Annotated in this window: 14 protein-coding genes; 5 read left to right on the forward strand and 9 right to left on the reverse strand. The window is 67.4% G+C overall.

Annotated elements, in window-relative coordinates; all coding sequences use genetic code 11:
• Positions 1-114: 114 nt before the first annotated feature.
• Positions 115-1,647, forward strand: coding sequence for an acyltransferase (locus GYB83_RS08365; protein ID WP_161895052.1), 1,533 nt, complete (start codon positions 115-117; stop codon positions 1,645-1,647).
• Between the two features lie 127 nt (positions 1,648-1,774).
• On the opposite strand, the gene GYB83_RS08370 is transcribed toward GYB83_RS08365, so the two are convergent.
• The 4 genes from GYB83_RS08370 to GYB83_RS08385 all read right to left on the reverse strand — a co-directional run bounded on the left by GYB83_RS08370 (position 1,775) and on the right by GYB83_RS08385 (position 7,542).
• Positions 1,775-2,689, reverse strand: a complete 915-nt coding sequence (locus GYB83_RS08370) for an SGNH/GDSL hydrolase family protein (RefSeq protein ID WP_228461312.1) — start codon at positions 2,687-2,689, stop codon at positions 1,775-1,777.
• A gap of 73 nt (positions 2,690-2,762) precedes the next feature.
• The gene (locus tag GYB83_RS08375; protein ID WP_161895053.1) at positions 2,763-3,641 is read right to left on the reverse strand and encodes a hypothetical protein; all 879 of its coding nucleotides are present in this window, start codon (positions 3,639-3,641) and stop codon (positions 2,763-2,765) included.
• 178 nt (positions 3,642-3,819) lie between these two features.
• Positions 3,820-4,704, reverse strand: a complete 885-nt coding sequence (locus GYB83_RS08380; RefSeq protein ID WP_161895054.1) for a hypothetical protein — start codon at positions 4,702-4,704, stop codon at positions 3,820-3,822.
• Positions 4,705-4,995: 291 nt separating this feature from the next.
• A complete protein-coding gene (locus tag GYB83_RS08385; protein ID WP_161895055.1) occupies positions 4,996-7,542 on the reverse strand; it encodes an ATP-dependent Clp protease ATP-binding subunit in 2,547 nt (848 codons plus the stop codon).
• 308 nt (positions 7,543-7,850) lie between these two features.
• Here GYB83_RS08385 and GYB83_RS08390 point away from each other — a divergent pair, with 308 nt between their 5' ends.
• Genes GYB83_RS08390 through GYB83_RS08400 form a run of 3 tightly spaced genes read left to right on the forward strand, consistent with a single transcriptional unit; the run spans position 7,851 to position 11,372 of the window.
• A complete protein-coding gene (locus tag GYB83_RS08390; protein ID WP_161895056.1) occupies positions 7,851-9,410 on the forward strand; it encodes an LVIVD repeat-containing protein in 1,560 nt (519 codons plus the stop codon).
• The gene (locus GYB83_RS08395) at positions 9,407-10,063 is read left to right on the forward strand and encodes a DUF305 domain-containing protein (protein ID WP_161895057.1); all 657 of its coding nucleotides are present in this window, start codon (positions 9,407-9,409) and stop codon (positions 10,061-10,063) included. The genes GYB83_RS08390 and GYB83_RS08395 overlap by 4 nt, the downstream gene beginning before the upstream one ends.
• Positions 10,064-10,076: 13 nt before the next feature.
• A complete protein-coding gene (locus GYB83_RS08400) occupies positions 10,077-11,372 on the forward strand; it encodes an outer membrane protein assembly factor BamB family protein (protein ID WP_161895058.1) in 1,296 nt (431 codons plus the stop codon).
• Positions 11,373-11,455: 83 nt separating this feature from the next.
• Here GYB83_RS08400 and GYB83_RS08405 read toward each other — a convergent pair whose 3' ends face one another.
• A complete protein-coding gene (locus GYB83_RS08405) occupies positions 11,456-12,313 on the reverse strand; it encodes an NAD(P)H-binding protein (protein WP_161895059.1) in 858 nt (285 codons plus the stop codon).
• 127 nt (positions 12,314-12,440) lie between these two features.
• Between GYB83_RS08405 and GYB83_RS08410 the strand changes: the two genes are divergently transcribed.
• Entirely contained in the window at positions 12,441-12,842 is a 402-nt protein-coding gene (locus tag GYB83_RS08410; RefSeq protein WP_161895060.1) for a winged helix-turn-helix transcriptional regulator, read from the forward strand.
• Positions 12,843-12,935: 93 nt separating this feature from the next.
• On the opposite strand, the gene GYB83_RS08415 is transcribed toward GYB83_RS08410, so the two are convergent.
• The 4 genes from GYB83_RS08415 to GYB83_RS08430 are packed head-to-tail and all read right to left on the reverse strand — an operon-like array spanning position 12,936 to position 15,717.
• Complete coding sequence (locus GYB83_RS08415) at positions 12,936-14,255, reverse strand: M18 family aminopeptidase (RefSeq protein WP_161895061.1); 1,320 nt, start codon at positions 14,253-14,255, stop codon at positions 12,936-12,938.
• The gene (purQ, locus tag GYB83_RS08420) at positions 14,255-14,935 is read right to left on the reverse strand and encodes a phosphoribosylformylglycinamidine synthase subunit PurQ (protein ID WP_161895062.1); all 681 of its coding nucleotides are present in this window, start codon (positions 14,933-14,935) and stop codon (positions 14,255-14,257) included. The genes GYB83_RS08415 and purQ overlap by 1 nt, the downstream gene beginning before the upstream one ends.
• 2 nt (positions 14,936-14,937) lie before the next feature.
• Positions 14,938-15,177, reverse strand: a complete 240-nt coding sequence (purS, locus tag GYB83_RS08425; RefSeq protein WP_161895063.1) for a phosphoribosylformylglycinamidine synthase subunit PurS — start codon at positions 15,175-15,177, stop codon at positions 14,938-14,940.
• A gap of 54 nt (positions 15,178-15,231) precedes the next feature.
• Positions 15,232-15,717, reverse strand: coding sequence for a glutathione peroxidase (locus GYB83_RS08430; RefSeq protein WP_161895064.1), 486 nt, complete (start codon positions 15,715-15,717; stop codon positions 15,232-15,234).
• Between the last annotated feature and the right edge of the window lie 32 nt (positions 15,718-15,749).

A 15,749-nucleotide genomic window follows, 5' to 3' on the forward strand; every position in this document is an offset into this window, starting at 1 on the left:
CTCATCCGCGGTCTTCGATGCTGAAGTTCACCGAACCGCCTAGTAACGTTCCGAAAGAGCCAGACCGCGCCGCATGCGCACGCCAACGCCAGACGAGACGGACTTCAACGCACCATGCCAGAAATCGAAACACGTACGCCCGAGCAGAAGCCTGCGAAGAAGGACCGCCACCTCTACCAGATCGACTTCGTCCGACTGGTCACCTTCGCGGGCGTGATCCTCGACCACGTCATCCTCGGCATGGCGCCGTACACGGCGATATTCGCGCAGGGCGTCGGCCTGATCCTCCGTTACACCCGCTACTGCTTCTTCGCGCTGACCGGATTCGTCCTCACCTACCAGTACCGCAACCGCGACCTGCACGCTCCGACGTTCTGGCGACGACGGTTCAAGCTGATCGGCCTTCCGTTCGTCGTGTGGTCGCTCTTCTACTGGCTCAACCGCCACTACCAGAACGGCGGAGTCGACAACATCGTCGAGATCTTCGACTCGTTCACCCATATCAAGCTCGCACTCAAGAGCTTCGCCTACGACCTGATCACCGGCCACGCCGCATATCACCTGTACTTCCTGTCGGTGAGCATGCAGATCTACGTCATCTTCCCCGGACTCCTGTGGGTCATCAAGCGCACGCGTGGCTATCACGCACTGATGCTCGTGATCAGCGCACAGATCCAGGCCGCGTTCATGTTCCAGATGGTCCGCGGCGCCCCGACGTCGTTCTTCGGCATCCAGACCGACCTGTTCGTCAGCGGGCCGGACGAAGGGCCTCTCGGCACGTTGTGGCGATACCTGCCGATCACGCTGATTCCGTACCAGTTCTTCGTCTTCGCGGGCTGTATCGCCGCATTCCACTTCGAGACGTTCACGGGCTTCATGAAGAAGTACCGCTTCTACATCGTCGGCCTCGGCACGGCGACGATCATCGCCACGCTCGTCTACTTCAAGGGCAAGGCCAACGGCGCCGTCGCGATGCCGGACCGCGCCGCGGGCACCGAGGAGATGTTCCGCGCGACGAACGTCTTCATGCTGCACAACGCGTTCCTGTTCCTGTCCGTGATCTGCATCCTGTTCGTCGGAGGCATGGCGTGGCAGGCACATCGTCGGCCCGGCTCGCTGGCCGACACCGTGCTCCGCAAGGGGTCGGACCGCTCGTTCGCCATCTATCTCGGCCACGTGATCGTGCTGTCGGAGGTCATGTCGACCTCACGCCGGTGGACCGACATCCCGATGGGCGTCAACATCGTCATCACCTACGTCATCACGCTGATCTTGACGGTGTTCCTCGCAGAGGTGCTACGCCGGAGCCCGGTCAGCCTGATCACCACCGGTCGCGAGCGGGAGGACTGGCGCAAGCAGACCCCCGTCACGTCGGCCGCGGTGGCTGTCGGCGCGATCGTCGTCGGCGTCATCCTGCGGATGTGGCTGAACACCTCGATCGGCTCCTTGATCGCCGCGATCGGCGTCTTGCTCCTCTGGTCGGCCGGAGCCGTGGCGGCCCGTCAGTTGGCGGAGACCCGCGAAGAGCGGGAGGCCGACCGCGCCGCAGCCGCGGCCGAGGGCGCACCGTCGCTGGTCGACGAGATCGAGGACCCCGTCACCGACATCCCGGTCGACGACGAGACCGCCGCCCTCAAGAAGGACTGAGTCCGGCCTCGGTCTCGTCGAGCGGCGTGGTCCGTTCCCGATCGTCGAGCGCAGTCGAGACGTCGAAGCGGAGCCGCCTATTCCGGGTCGTCGAGCGTACGCCGCGCTCGACGAGCCGGGGACGGAATCAGCGGGGACGCAGGGCGCTGACGACGAGCGCCGCGACACCGGCCTTGCCGGATGTCGTCGGGTGGTACGGAGGCTTGCCAGGAAAGCCCTGGAGCCACGGATCGGGCGAGCACACGGTGTGCGCCTTACCGGCCTGCGAGGCCTGGACCAACGTCGATCCGGTCGCGCGTGCGGCCTGGGCGGTCGCGCCTGCGAGAGTGTCGGCGACGAAGCTGGCCTCGACCACCTCCCACGGCGCGAGCGGAAGATTCGGGCAGACGACGTCGGCCACCGACACGACGGGCAGATAGTCGACGAACACCACGCGCGCCTTCGGCGCACGGCGGCGCACTTCGCGGGCGATCTCCTCGAGGTTGTGTTCGACCTTGACGAAGTCCGCGGGCACCGGAGCCGCCGACGGCAGTCGGGCGGCGTTGCAGTGCGGGCTCGACACACCGGAGTAGGTCAGGTTGATGCAGCTCTGCACGGCGAGTCGTCCGATGTAGCCGACATCGTTGCCGCCGGTGGTGATGGTGACCAGCGACGTGTCGGGCGTGACGCTGTTGATCTGCGCCGGCTTGTGATAGCGCTTGGACGGCGAGAGGATCTCCGACGACGTCGACCCCGCGCAGGTGGCGTCGGTGAGCCGCATGTGAAGGGCTTCGGCGACGCGGTTCGGGTAGTTGTCGTCACTGCGTCCGCAGTTGCTCACTCCACGCTTGTTGGACGAGGGGCCCGACGCGAACGAACTGCCCATCGCGACGTACTTGGGCAGTTGTGCGACGGGGTGCGCGACGGCCATCGTCGGCGTGGTCGACGACCCGTTGTCCGTCCCCTCTCGCGAGGTCGCGATCGCGACGCCGAGACCCGCCACCAGCGCCATCGCGACAACGACGACCATGACGCGCGACAGCGGGATTCGAGACGAAGGCATGACGGAAAGTTTCCCACGGGAACCTGTGAAGTTGCCGAATCTCCAGGTGACTCAGCGTGTGATGTCCGACGCCCTACTGCCAGCCCTGCGGCGGGCGCTGACCGAGCTGCGTCTGGTCGTACTGGCCCGAGGCGGGCCGTTGCTGCGGGTACTGAGACTGCGGGTGCTGGGGCTGCGCCACCGGCTGCCACCCCTGCTGCTGAGGCTGCACCTGCCAGCCCTGCGATTGCGGCTGCGCGTACATTCCGGCGGTCGGGTACTGCGGCTGACCGTAGCCCACGTTCGCACGCGGCTGCTCGGGCCGGAACTTCTCCGGGAACAACGCCAGCGCCAGCGCGGCGACGCCGGCCAGCAGCACGACGAGACCGGCGAAGAAGACGAGCCAGATGCCGTACCCGCGACTCATGTCGTCCGTGTAGTCCGCGGCGTCGATCCACCGCGACGCGACGGCCTCGCCGGGATCGGCGAAGAAGACGGTCGCCGTGATGAACGTCGCGAGGCCGAGAAGGGCTGCCGCCACCGCTCCGAACCCCTGATACCGACGTATCAGGAGCGTGACCGCGCTGACGCCGAGCAGGACGCCGAACGTCAGGGTCCAGGCACCGGGCGCATCGGTCTTCTTCTCCGAGTTCCGCTCCGACTTGCGGATGTCGCTCGCCGAGATCGAACCGTCGCTGTCGCCGGACACGTCGACCGACACGCCGCCCAGACCCGAGAACGACTGCGACACCGTCACATCGGTGCTGCGCAGGTCTTCTTCGACGACGGCCCACGACAACGTGCTGAAGACGACGAGCACGAGCGACGCGACGGCCAGCACGATGCCGACCACGAACAGCTTCCGCGGATGCAGCGCGTACGGCGCGACGACGAAGCGTCCCCGACCGGGTTGCGCCATCGGCATCTGCGGCGGCTGGTACGGGTAGGCGCCCGCGGGCTGTCCGTAAGTCATACTTCTCCCCTGGTGATCTCGGCGCGACGTCGACCGAATGGCACGAGTCTAAGTGTTCCTCGGAACAGAACGGATATCGGCGTCATTCGACTGGATAGTCCCGAGTGCCCGGGCCACCGACAACAGACGCGAAAAGGGCCCGACCGACGACGGTCGAGCCCTTCTCTGGACAAGTGGACTAGCGCGGCGGCCCGAAGCCCTGCGGCGGCTGCTGACCCGGGTGGGGCTGCTGGCCGGGATACGGCTGCTGCGGCTGGCCGGGGTGCGGCTGCTGAGCGGGGTACGGCTGCTGAGCGAACCCGCCCTGCGCAGGACCGGGCTGCTGGCCGGGGTGCGGCTGGACGGGCGGTTGTCCGTAGGTTGCCGCGCCCGGAGTGAAGCCGCCCGGCTGCTGCGGAGCAACGCCGACCGCCGGTGCACCGCCGGCCCCGAGCTTCTCGGGAATCAACACGAGGGCGAGTGCGTAGACGCCGGCTGCCGCCGAAAGCAAGGCTCCGATCAGCACGAGCCACAGGCCGTAGCCCCGACTCTCATCGGCTGTCAACGAACTGTCGCCGAGGCTGCTGTCGACGAGTGCATTGCCCGGATCAGCGAAGAAGACGAGTGCCGTGATCAGCGCGACGACACCCACAACCGCACCGGCGGCCGCAGCGATGCCTTGGAACCGCCGGACGATCAGCATCACCCCGACGCCGAGGATGAGCACACCGAACACGATGGTCCAGATGCCCGGCGCGTTGAAGTACTTCTCCAAATCTGCGGAGTCGACCAGGCCTTTCGCCTCGTCGGGCACGTCGAACGACACGGTTCCGATTCCGGAGATCGACGCCGACATGCCGTCTGAGCTACTCGTGACCCAACTCAGGCAGCTGAACACGATGAGCAGGGCAGCACCCACTGCGAGGCCAATACCGGCCTGGAACAACCTGTCCGCAGCCACGACCGGTGCCGTGATCCTCGACAGGACGTTCGACGCCGCGGGCTGGGGCGCGGGCTGTTGTGACCAACCCGGCTGGTGCGGCCCCTGCCCTGCAGGCGGTTGGCTGGTTGGACCGTAGGTCATGAATGCTCCCGAATAGTCGTAGTCGGCGTGTACGTCGACAGTAGGAGACTCGACCCGGTTTGTCATTTGTTCAATTGATGCCGGTTCGGTCGGCAGACGTCTCGACTGCGCTCGACGAGCCGGGGAAATTCGCTCGACGAGCCGGGGAGTCGCGCTCGACGAACCGGGGCATGCGCTCGACGGACCGCGGAACTCCGCCGACGACGGCCGACGAGAGAACCGCGGGCACAGACGCGACGACGGCCGGCGGGAGAACCCGCCGACCGTCGTCGGTAGTGCACTGAGCGCAGGTCAGGAGGCTTCTTCGCCCGCGCCCGCGGCCTTGGTCAGTTCCACGGCGTCATCGGGGATGTTCCGCGGCTTCTCCGAACCGGTGAAGGTGAAGTGCGCGTCTTCGCCGTCGCCCTCGCCGTCCCAGCCCTCGACGTCCACGAGCACGATCTGGCCGCCCTTGATCTCCTCGAAGAGGATCTTCTCGGACAGCTGGTCCTCGATCTCGCGCTGGATGGTGCGACGCAGCGGGCGCGCACCGAGCACCGGGTCGAAACCGCGCTTGGCGAGGAGGTTCTTCGCCTTCTCGGTCAGCTCGATCGCCATGTCCTTGTTCTTGAGCTGCTTCTCGACGCGACCGATCATCAGGTCGACCATCTGCAGGATCTCGTCCTGCTTGAGCTGGTGGAACACGATGACGTCGTCGATGCGGTTCAGGAACTCGGGGCGGAAGTGCTTCTTCAGCTCGTCGTTGACCTTCTGCTTCATCCGGTCGTAGTTCGATCCGCGACCGTCGTCCTTGCTGAAGCCCATGCCGACGGCCTTGGAGATGTCGGACGTGCCCAGGTTGGACGTGAAGATCAGGACGGTGTTCTTGAAGTCGACCGTGCGACCCTGACCGTCGGTGAGACGGCCGTCCTCCAACACCTGAAGCAGCGTGTTGTAGATCTCCGGGTGCGCCTTCTCGATCTCGTCGAACAGGACGACGGAGAACGGCTTGCGACGGACCTTCTCGGTGAGCTGCCCGCCCTCGTCGTAGCCGACGTAGCCGGGAGGCGCACCGAAGAGGCGCGACGCGGTGAACCGGTCGTGGAACTCGCCCATGTCGATCTGGATGAGGGCGTCGTCCTCGCCGAACAGGAAGTTCGCGAGGGCCTTCGACAGCTCGGTCTTACCGACGCCGGACGGGCCGGCGAAGATGAACGAGCCCGACGGACGCTTCGGATCCTTCAGACCCGCACGGGTACGACGGATCGCCTTCGAGACCGCCTTGACCGCGTCCTCCTGGCCGATGATCCGCTTGTGCAGCTCGTCCTCCATGCGGAGCAGACGCTTGGTCTCCTCCTCTGTGAGCTTGAAGACGGGGATGCCGGTCCAGTTTCCGAGGACCTCGGCGATCTGCTCGTCGTCGACCTCGGAGACGACGTCGAGATCACCCGCACGCCACTGCTTCTCGCGTTCGGCACGCTCGGCGACCAGCTTCTTCTCCTTGTCGCGGAGGCTGGCGGCCTTCTCGAAGTCCTGCGCGTCGATCGCCGACTCCTTCTCCTTGCGCGCGTCGGCGATGCGATCGTCGAACTCGCGCAGGTCTGGCGGAGCGGTCATCCGACGGATGCGCATGCGCGCGCCCGCCTCGTCGATGAGGTCGATCGCCTTGTCCGGCAGGAAGCGGTCGTTGATGTAGCGGTCGGCCAGCGACGCGGCGGCTGCGAGGGCTCCATCGGTGATGGACACCTTGTGGTGCTGTTCGTAGCGGTCGCGCAGGCCCTTGAGGATCTCGATGGTGTGCTCCACCGACGGCTCGCCGACCTGGACCGGCTGGAAGCGGCGCTCCAGCGCGGCGTCCTTCTCGATGTACTTGCGGTACTCGTCGAGGGTGGTGGCTCCGATGGTCTGCAGTTCGCCGCGGGCCAGCTTCGGCTTCAGGATCGACGCGGCGTCGATCGCGCCCTCGGCGGCGCCTGCACCCACGAGCTGGTGCAGCTCGTCGATGAACAGGATGATGTCGCCGCGGGTGTTGATCTCCTTGAGGACCTTCTTCAGGCGTTCCTCGAAATCGCCGCGGTAGCGGCTGCCCGCGACCAGGGAACCCAGGTCGAGGGTGTACAGCTGCTTGTCCTTCAGCGTCTCCGGGACGTTGCCCGCCACGATGGCCTGCGCGAGGCCCTCGACGACGGCGGTCTTGCCGACGCCGGGCTCGCCGATGAGGACCGGGTTGTTCTTGGTGCGGCGCGAGAGGACCTGCATGATCCGCTCGACTTCCTTCTCACGGCCGATCACCGGGTCGAGCTTGCCCTCGGACGCCGCCGTGGTCAGGTTGCGACCGAACTGGTCGAGGACCAGCGACGTCGACGGGGTGCCGGAGTCGGTGGAACGACCGCCGGTGCCCGCCGTCTCCGGCTCCTTGCCCTGGTAGCCCGAGAGCAGCTGGATGACCTGCTGGCGGACGCGGTTGAGGTCGGCGCCCAGCTTCACCAGGACCTGGGCAGCGACGCCCTCGCCCTCGCGGATCAGGCCGAGCAGGATGTGCTCGGTGCCGATGTAGTTGTGGCCGAGCTGCAGCGCCTCGCGGAGGCTGAGCTCGAGGACCTTCTTGGCGCGCGGAGTGAACGGGATGTGCCCGGACGGCGCCTGCTGGCCCTGGCCGATGATCTCCTCGACCTGGCTGCGGACGGCCTCCAACGAGATGCCGAGCGACTCCAACGCCTTCGCCGCGACGCCCTCGCCCTCGTGGATGAGGCCGAGCAGGATGTGCTCGGTGCCGATGTAGTTGTGGTTGAGCATCCGCGCTTCTTCCTGCGCCAGGACGACAACCCGGCGTGCGCGGTCGGTGAACCGTTCGAACATTGTTCTCCCTCGATTGCTTGCGCCCCGGTCGTTGCCGCGTAGCCGCGGCTGAAGATACGACCAGCCCTGCCTTCACTGTAGTGGTCGGGCGAGACTGTGCCTGCATTACTCCGGCCCCCGGCGGGTACCGGGGCCCACGATGGGGGTCTGAGGTTGACAACGTCGCACGCAGGCACGATGTTCCCCGTCGTGTACGCCGTGAGCGAACGGGACTCAAGGTCGCCCGGATTCCCCCGAACAGACCACGATTCGCAGGTCGTGGTGTTACCGTCCGACACATTCACGACTTGTCGGACGGGGTGGGGACCATGCGTATCGAACATGCTCGCGGCGGCCGAGGACGGCGGTGGACGCCGATAGTCGTCGCCGTGGTTCTGACTCTCCTCGCGGCCGGTGTGCACGCGCCCGACGCCCGCGCCGGGAATCACGTCTTCCCCGACATCTCCGACGTCGCCGTGCCGCGCGCGGACTGCGGGGCCGGGTCCCTGCCCGAGAAGGGCATGCAGGGTCTGGTGAGCGCCGAGGACCGCGACTCCGGCCGTTCGCGCCGCGGCTACCGCTGCAACATCACGCAGGTCGGCAACGTCCGAGGTTCGGGTGGCGGCATCGTCTCCGCCACCTACGACCACTGCAGTTACACGGGCAGCCTGTTCCCCGGCAACAACATCATGAGCCAGCCGGGCGTGCAGGTCGTGAACGTCGCCGACCCGTCGAAGCCGAAGGTCGTCGGTTCGCTGACCGCACCCGCCATGCGCGGCGGCACCTGGGAGACGTTGAAGGTCAACCGCGCACGCAAGCTGCTCGCGGCGACGGCGGTGCCCCTCCTGTGGGGCGGCGGCTACTTCGCCGTCTACGACATCTCCGACTGCGAGCATCCGCGACTGCTCAACCACGGCGCGGGCACCACGACGCCGCTGCCGTTCACCTCGCACGAGGGCGGGTTCTCGCCGGACGGTCGGACGTATTGGGCGTCGGGCGTGTTCCCCGGCCACCTCTCGGCGATCGACATCTCGAACCCGGCGTCGCCGCGCGTGATCTGGCAGGGCCTGCACAGCTTCCTCGGCCACGGCTTCGGCATCTCCCCCGACGGCAACCGCATGTACCTGTCGAACATGGCGGGAATCACCGTCCTCGACATCGGTTCGGTCCAACGACGCGCCCGATTCCCGCAGGTACGGCACCTGGCCGCCTACCTGTGGCCCGACGGCCAGCTCAACCAGCACTCCATTCCCGTCACCATCGGCGGACGGCCGCACATCATCACCGCGGACGAGGGCGGATCGGGCGGGGTCAAGGTGTTCGACGTGACGAAGGTGAACAGCCCGAAGTACGTCGCACAGATCAAGCTCGAGGTGAATCTCCCGGAGAACCTGGACACGAACCTCCGCTCGTCGATGGGCGGCAGCCTGTTCTCCTCCAACCCGCATTACTGCGCCGTCGACCGGCCGAAGGATCCGACGACCCTCGCCTGCTCGTGGGAGTCGTCCGGCATCCGCGTCTTCGACATCCGGAATCTGAACAAGATCTCCGAGATCGGCTACTTCAACCCGCCCGCCCAGAAGAACGCGACGATCGCCGACCTTCCCAACTCTCCGCACGTCCTCGGCTCCATCATCGGCGTCCCCGCCATCGAGTTCCTCAGCCTCGGCATGGCGATCGTCGACGGGAAGGTCACGCTCAACGATGCTCTCGGGCCTCGGTCCGGCATGGTCGTCGGGGGCGACATGTCCACCGACTGGTGCTTCTCGCCTCCGGAGTTCCACGGAAGCCAGGTGTGGACGACGTGCGCCGACGGCGGCTTCTACGCCCTGCAGTTGAGTCCGTCGATCTACACGCCACCCGCCGACCAGGAGTCGACCATCGGATGACCCGACGCGTGATGACCGCGCTGTGCGTGGTCTGCGGCGCCGTCCTGCTCGTCATCGCGGGCCTGTTCGGCGGCGTCGCCTGGGAGAATCAGCGCGCCGAGGCTCGATCGCACGAACCGAGACCCGTCGACGTCGGCTTCGCGCAGGACATGAGCGTCCACCACGATCAGGCGATCCTGATGGCCCAGACCCTCTCCCGCGACGTCGCCGACGACGTGCGGGGCCTCGCCGACCGGATCGTCGCCACCCAGACCGCGGAGGCCGCGACGATGCGCGGCTGGCTCGACTGGTTCGGCGAGCCCCTGACCTCCGACGACCCGATGTCGTGGATGCATCCGAGCACCCACGCCGATCACGGCTCGTCGGCGACGGTCGACGACGACACCGCGCCCATGCCCGGCTACGCGAGCACCGACGACCTCGCGAAACTGTCCGACGCCCGCGGCACGGCGGCCGAGGTGTGGTTCCTGCAGTTGATGATCCGCCACCATCAGGGCGGAATCGAGATGGCGACGGCGGCCCAGAACTCCGACGAGTCGTCGCCCGCGACCAAGCGTCTCGCGCTCGCCATGATCACCGAGCAGGGCGACGAAGTGGGCCAGATGACGCTGTTGCTCAAGGCCCGGAACGCCGAACCGCTGCCCGCATCGTGATGTACTGAGCGGCATGTCGATCCGGAGCACCCTGCAGCGTCTGCCGTTCGGGATGGGGACCGTCGCCGCCGTCGGAGCCGTCGCACTCGCCGTCACCGCCGGGATCGTGCTGATGCCGGGCCATTCGGTCTCCGCCGACGACGCCGCGCACGGCGTCCTCGAGGAGTACGACACCACGCCGACCGTTCAATGGACGCTCGACGACGCATCGCTGCCCGGCCTCACCGGTGACGGCGACATCACGATCGCCGACACCCACCGCGGCGACTGGCTCGTCTCCTACACCGCCGGAATCCGTCGAGAGTACGTCCTCGTCGACGCCGACACCGGCGCGCTCCGATGGGACGCGCCGGTGACCGTCGGGTTCGGCGCCTGCGCGTTCGACTCGCGCGGGCAGGTCGGCTGCTCGGTGCGCACCCGCACCGACGGGCCGGACAACGGCTTCTACCTGGTGTCGAGGTCCGGCGCGCTGGACCGACGAGCCGACGGGTCGGACACGTCGGCCCTCGTGGGCGTCGGCTCGGACTTCGTGCACGTCAACAGCACCCGGTACCAGGTGTCCAGGCGGTCCGTCGACGGTCATGTGAAGTGGAGTCGGACGTTCGCCGCCGCCGCGACGCCCCGATACTCGGACGGTGTGCTCGTCGTCGAGACCGCCGACGGCGCGGCGTTCGTCCTCGATCCGATCACCGGCGACGACATCGTGACCTGCGCATCGTGCACCGTCGAGGCGTTCTCGACCGGGGTGCTCGTCTCGCACACACCGTTCTCGAACGCGTCCGTCGACTTCCATCCGGTGGTCGACGGGCGGGTGTCTGCGGACTCGGTGCACACCGCCCGCAGCCAGGTGATCGTCGACGGTCCGTCGACCCTACCCGTGCTCACGGCAGGCGGCGACCAGTCGTTGGAGAGTCACGGCCGATACCAGGTCGTCGACCCGGCGACCGGCCACGCCCGCTGGCAGGTGGACGACCCCGACCTGTCGAAAGTCCACGCCCGCCCGTGCGGTCCACTCGTCAGTTTCGCCCGCAAGGACCGCTCCCGCGTGTTCGCGACGCTCGCGTCCGGTGACATCGTCGGGCAGCTGCCGCCGCCCGCGCTCGACGACCCGAGCGCCGACATCGACAAGCTGGCGTGCGTCGGTGCGTCCGACGATGTCGTCGTCTTCACCGATCGCAGCCAACTGACCGCGTACCGCGCGTCGACCGGAGCGCAGGTGTGGACGTACCCGATCAACGGCGATGCGTCGGACGTCGACGGGCGCATCGCGCTGCTCCAGGGCTCGACCCTCTCCGTCCTGGCCCCCTGACCGGCGGGCGCTCTGCACGCTGGTGTCCTGAACTGTTGATCCGTTGAATAGGTATTCAACGAACTTCAGGTTCGGGACGCTAGCTAGATGAGTGCGGCGCCGATGACCTGTGCGAACGGTGTCCCGGCGGTTCCGCGAAGGTCGGCGAGATCGGTCGACGACGAGTCGAGCGCACCGTCCGCGGCACCCGCGTCGGAGTCGGAGATGACCTGAGCCGCGACCTCCGGGAGTCCTGCCCCGACGAGCGCGGCGGCGTAGTCGGCGACGGGGAGGTCCTGGTAGACGACGTCCTTGCCGGACACCTCGGCGAACGTAGCCGCGATGTCGTCGTACGTCAGGTGCTCGGACCCGACGAGTTCGTACACCGCGCCTGCGGGCGAACCGATCAGTGCGACGGCCGCGGCGTCGGCGTAGTCGTCGCGGGCCGCGGGTGCGACCGTCGCGGTACCCGCCGATCCGTAGAAGACGCCGCCGTCGATAGCCGCCGGGGCCGACCCCGCGTAGTTCTCCGAGTACCAGCCGTTGCGGAGCAGGATCACGTCGAGGCCGCTCTCAGTGAGCAGCTTCTCGGTCTCCCGGTGCTCGGCCGCGAGCATCAGCGGCGAGGTCGGCGCACCCAGGAGGCTGGTGTAGGCGACCAGACCGACACCGGCGGCCTTCGCGGCCTCGATCACGTTCGTGTGCTGTGCGGTACGGCGCCCCACCTCGGATCCGGACACGAACAGCAGTTTGTCTACGCCCGCGAGTGCACCCGTGAGGGTGTCCGGCTTCTCGTAGTCTCCGGTGCGCACGACGACACCCGCTTCGGCGAGCGATCCCGCCTTCGTGGTGTCCCGCACGATCGCGACGATGTCGGAGGCCGCCACGCCTCGTCGGATGAGCGCGGCCACTGCCGCCCCACCGAGTCCACCAGTTGCTCCGGTCACTGCGTACGTCGTCATGGTTGCCCCTTCGAGAGTTCTCATCCGGCGATCGACTGATCGCTACCTCACGATCATGCACTTACTTATCATGCAGTGCAACATCACAAGTCAGCACCAGCACTCACGTGGGGCTAGAATGTGAGGCATGACCGAGAACCCGATCCCCTCCGACGTCGACCCGACGCTGGAGGCCGACGTGTTCTCACGCAACTGTTCGTCCCGCGCCGTCCTTCAGAACGCGACGAGCCGCTGGGGGCTGCTCGCCCTTGTGGCACTGCGCGACGGCGACCTCCGATTCAGCGCCCTGCGCCGCCGCGTCGACGGGGTCAGTGAACGCATGTTGTCGCAGACCCTGCAGGCGCTCGAACGCGACGGATTCGTCAATCGGGAAGTGCTGCAGGCGATCCCGCCCCGCGTCGAGTACTCGCTGACGGAGCTCGGCTCCGCGGCGGCCGAGCGGTTGTCGGACCTGATCGACCTCGTCGAAGGGCATATCTCCGAGGTTCACGAGTCACAGGAAGCGCACGACGCGCGGCGCAACGGCTGAGTCAATCCGCGAGTTCGACAAGCCGGCCCGTTCCGCACACAACAGCTCCGAGCCCTGTGACCACATACTGGTCACAGGGCTCGGAGCTAGGTGTCAGCGCAGGAACGCGGCCAGCGCGGCCGAGTACATGGCGACATCGTCGACGCCCATGAGCTCACGACAGCTGTGCATGGCGAGCTGCGGCGCGCCCACATCGACGGTCAGCAGACCGGTCCGGGTCGCGGTCAGCGGACCGATCGTCGAACCGCACGGCAGGTCGGCTCGATGGATGTACCGCTGCAACGGGACACCGGCGTCGCGGCACGCCAGCGCGAACTCGGCCTCACCGATCGCGTCCGACGCGTACCGCAGGTTCTGATTCACCTTCAGCACCGGACCACCGTTCACCGCGATGTGGTGACTCGGCTCGTGTCGTTCCGAATAGTTCGGATGGGTGGCGTGGGCCATGTCGCCCGATGCACAGATGCTCGACGCCATGATCCGCAGGAACTCGTCACGGTCGCCGCCGTGCGCGCCGACGATCCGCTCGCAGACGGTGACCAGGAAGTCGGACGACGCTCCGCGTTCGGATCCCGACCCCACCTCTTCGTGGTCGAAGAGAGCGAGCATCGCGATCCCTCTCGACTGCGCTCGAGGAGCCGAAAGGTCCTCGCTTCCCGAGCGCAGTCGAGGGACGTCCAACAACGCCCGGAGACCGGCGTAGCAGGTCCCCTGGTTGTCCAGGCGCGGCGCGCTGAGCAGGTCGCCCGCCGATCCGATGATGCGCGAGGGCGTGACGTCGTGCGTCATCAGCTCCCAGCCGAGGACGGCGCCGGGGTCGACGCCCGCCCGGTCGGCGACGAACGACAGCAACGGCCGCGTCTCCCCCACGCCGCGGATCCCGTCGACGTGCCGCTGCGGGTCGAGATGAACACCCTTGCGGTCGTCGGACAGGTGGATCGCGAGCTGCGGCACACGCAGCACGGGCTCGTCGATGCGGACCAACGTGTGCACCACACGGCCGCCGTCGTCGTACGCGAGGCGCCCGGAGAGCCCGAGGTCGCGGTCGAGCCATGAGTTGAGCCACGCGCCGCCGTACGGTTCCAACGCCACCGTCGAGAGCCCGGCTGCGGAACGGTCGGGATTCTGCTTCACACGCAGGTTGGGACTGTCGGTGTGCCCGCCGACGATTCGGAACGGCTGCGGAGCGCGCTCGAGCATGGTCTCCATCACCGACGCGTCCCACGCGATGATCGATCCGCCGCGGATCACATAGCCGCGGATGGTCGTCGACCAGGGCCGATCCTCGAACACTCGCGTGTAGCCCGCGGTGTCGAGCTCGGCGGCGACCGTCGCGCAGACGTGAAACGGCGACGGCGAGGCGTCGATGAAGTCACCGAGCCCCGCCGCCGTCGCAGACGTGTTCACCGTCATCAGACGGCCGACAGCACCGAGTCCAGCGCCGAGTAGAACAGGCCGAGACCGTCGTCGGACGGGCCGGTCAGCGCTTCGGTCGCGTGCTCCGGATGCGGCATCAGGCCGACGACGCGGCCGTTCGCGCTGGAGATGCCCGCGATGTCGAGCTGCGAACCGTTCGGGTTGCCGCCCGCGTACGTGAACGCGATGCGGCCCTCACCCTTGAGTTCTTCGAGGGTCTCGTCGGACGCCACGTAGCGTCCTTCACCCGACTTGAGCGGGATCAGGATCTCGGCGCCCACCTCGTAGCGGCTGGTCCACGCGGTCGTGTTCGACTCGACGCGCAGCCACTCGTCGCGGCAGATGAAGTGCAGACCCTCGTTGCGGATCAGCGCGCCCGGAAGCAGGCCCGCCTCGCAGATGATCTGGAAGCCGTTGCAGATGCCGAGCACGGGCATGCCGCCCTCCGCCGCCTTGACGACCTCGCCCATCACCGGCGCGAACTTCGCGATGGCGCCCGCACGCAGGTAGTCGCCGTACGAGAAGCCGCCGGGGACCACGATGGCGTCGACGCCCTTGAGGTCGGCGTCGCCGTGCCACAGGGAGACCGCTTCGCCGCCCGCTCGGGTCACCGCGCGGGCGGCGTCGACGTCGTCGAGGGTTCCGGGGAAGGTGATGACTCCGATGCGAGCAGACATGCTCACTCCGCCACGCGCGAGACGGTGAAGTTCTCGATGACCGTGTTGGTCAGGAGTTCTTCGGCGATACGCCCGAGCGCGGCGTCGTCGACGGTGCCGTCGACCTCGAGTTCGAAGCGCTTGCCCTGTCGGACGTCGGCGACTCCGGAGAATCCGAGACGGCCCAGGGCTCCGACGATCGCCTGCCCCTGCGGGTCCAGGATCTCGGCCTTGGGCATGACATCGACAACTACACGTGCCATCGCGGCATCGCTCCTTCTGGCGGGGGTGAGTCCTACAGAGGTATCGTACCCGGCCTACAGTGCGGCTTCGATCGCGGCGATGACCTCCGGAGCGTCCGGCTCCGTGCGGGGACGGAAACGATTGATCACGTCGCCCTCGGACGAGACGAGGAACTTCTCGAAGTTCCACTGGATGTCGCCGGCCTCGCCGTCCGCGTCGGTCGCCTGCGTGAGGACGTCGTACAGCGGATGGCGGTCGTCGCCGTTCACGTCCGCCTTCTCCAGCAGCGGGAAGCTGACGCCGTACGTCGTGGAGCAGAAGGTGGCGATCTCGTCCGCGGTGCCCGGCTCCTGCCCCATGAACTGGTTGCACGGCATGCCGACGACCGTCAGTCCGCGCGGACCGTACGTCTCCTGCAGTTTCTCCAGACCGCCGTACTGCGGGGTGAGGCCGCACTTGGAGGCGACGTTCACGACGAGCAGCGGACCGTCGAACGACGCGAGGTCGAGCGCGGATCCATCGAGGGCGTTGACGGGCACGGATTTCACGGAGTGACTCATGTCGCTCAGCCTACGGCCCGGTGAGGAACCTC

It is taken from the genome of Gordonia spumicola (assembly GCF_009932475.1).
GTDB lineage: Bacteria > Actinomycetota > Actinomycetes > Mycobacteriales > Mycobacteriaceae > Gordonia > Gordonia spumicola.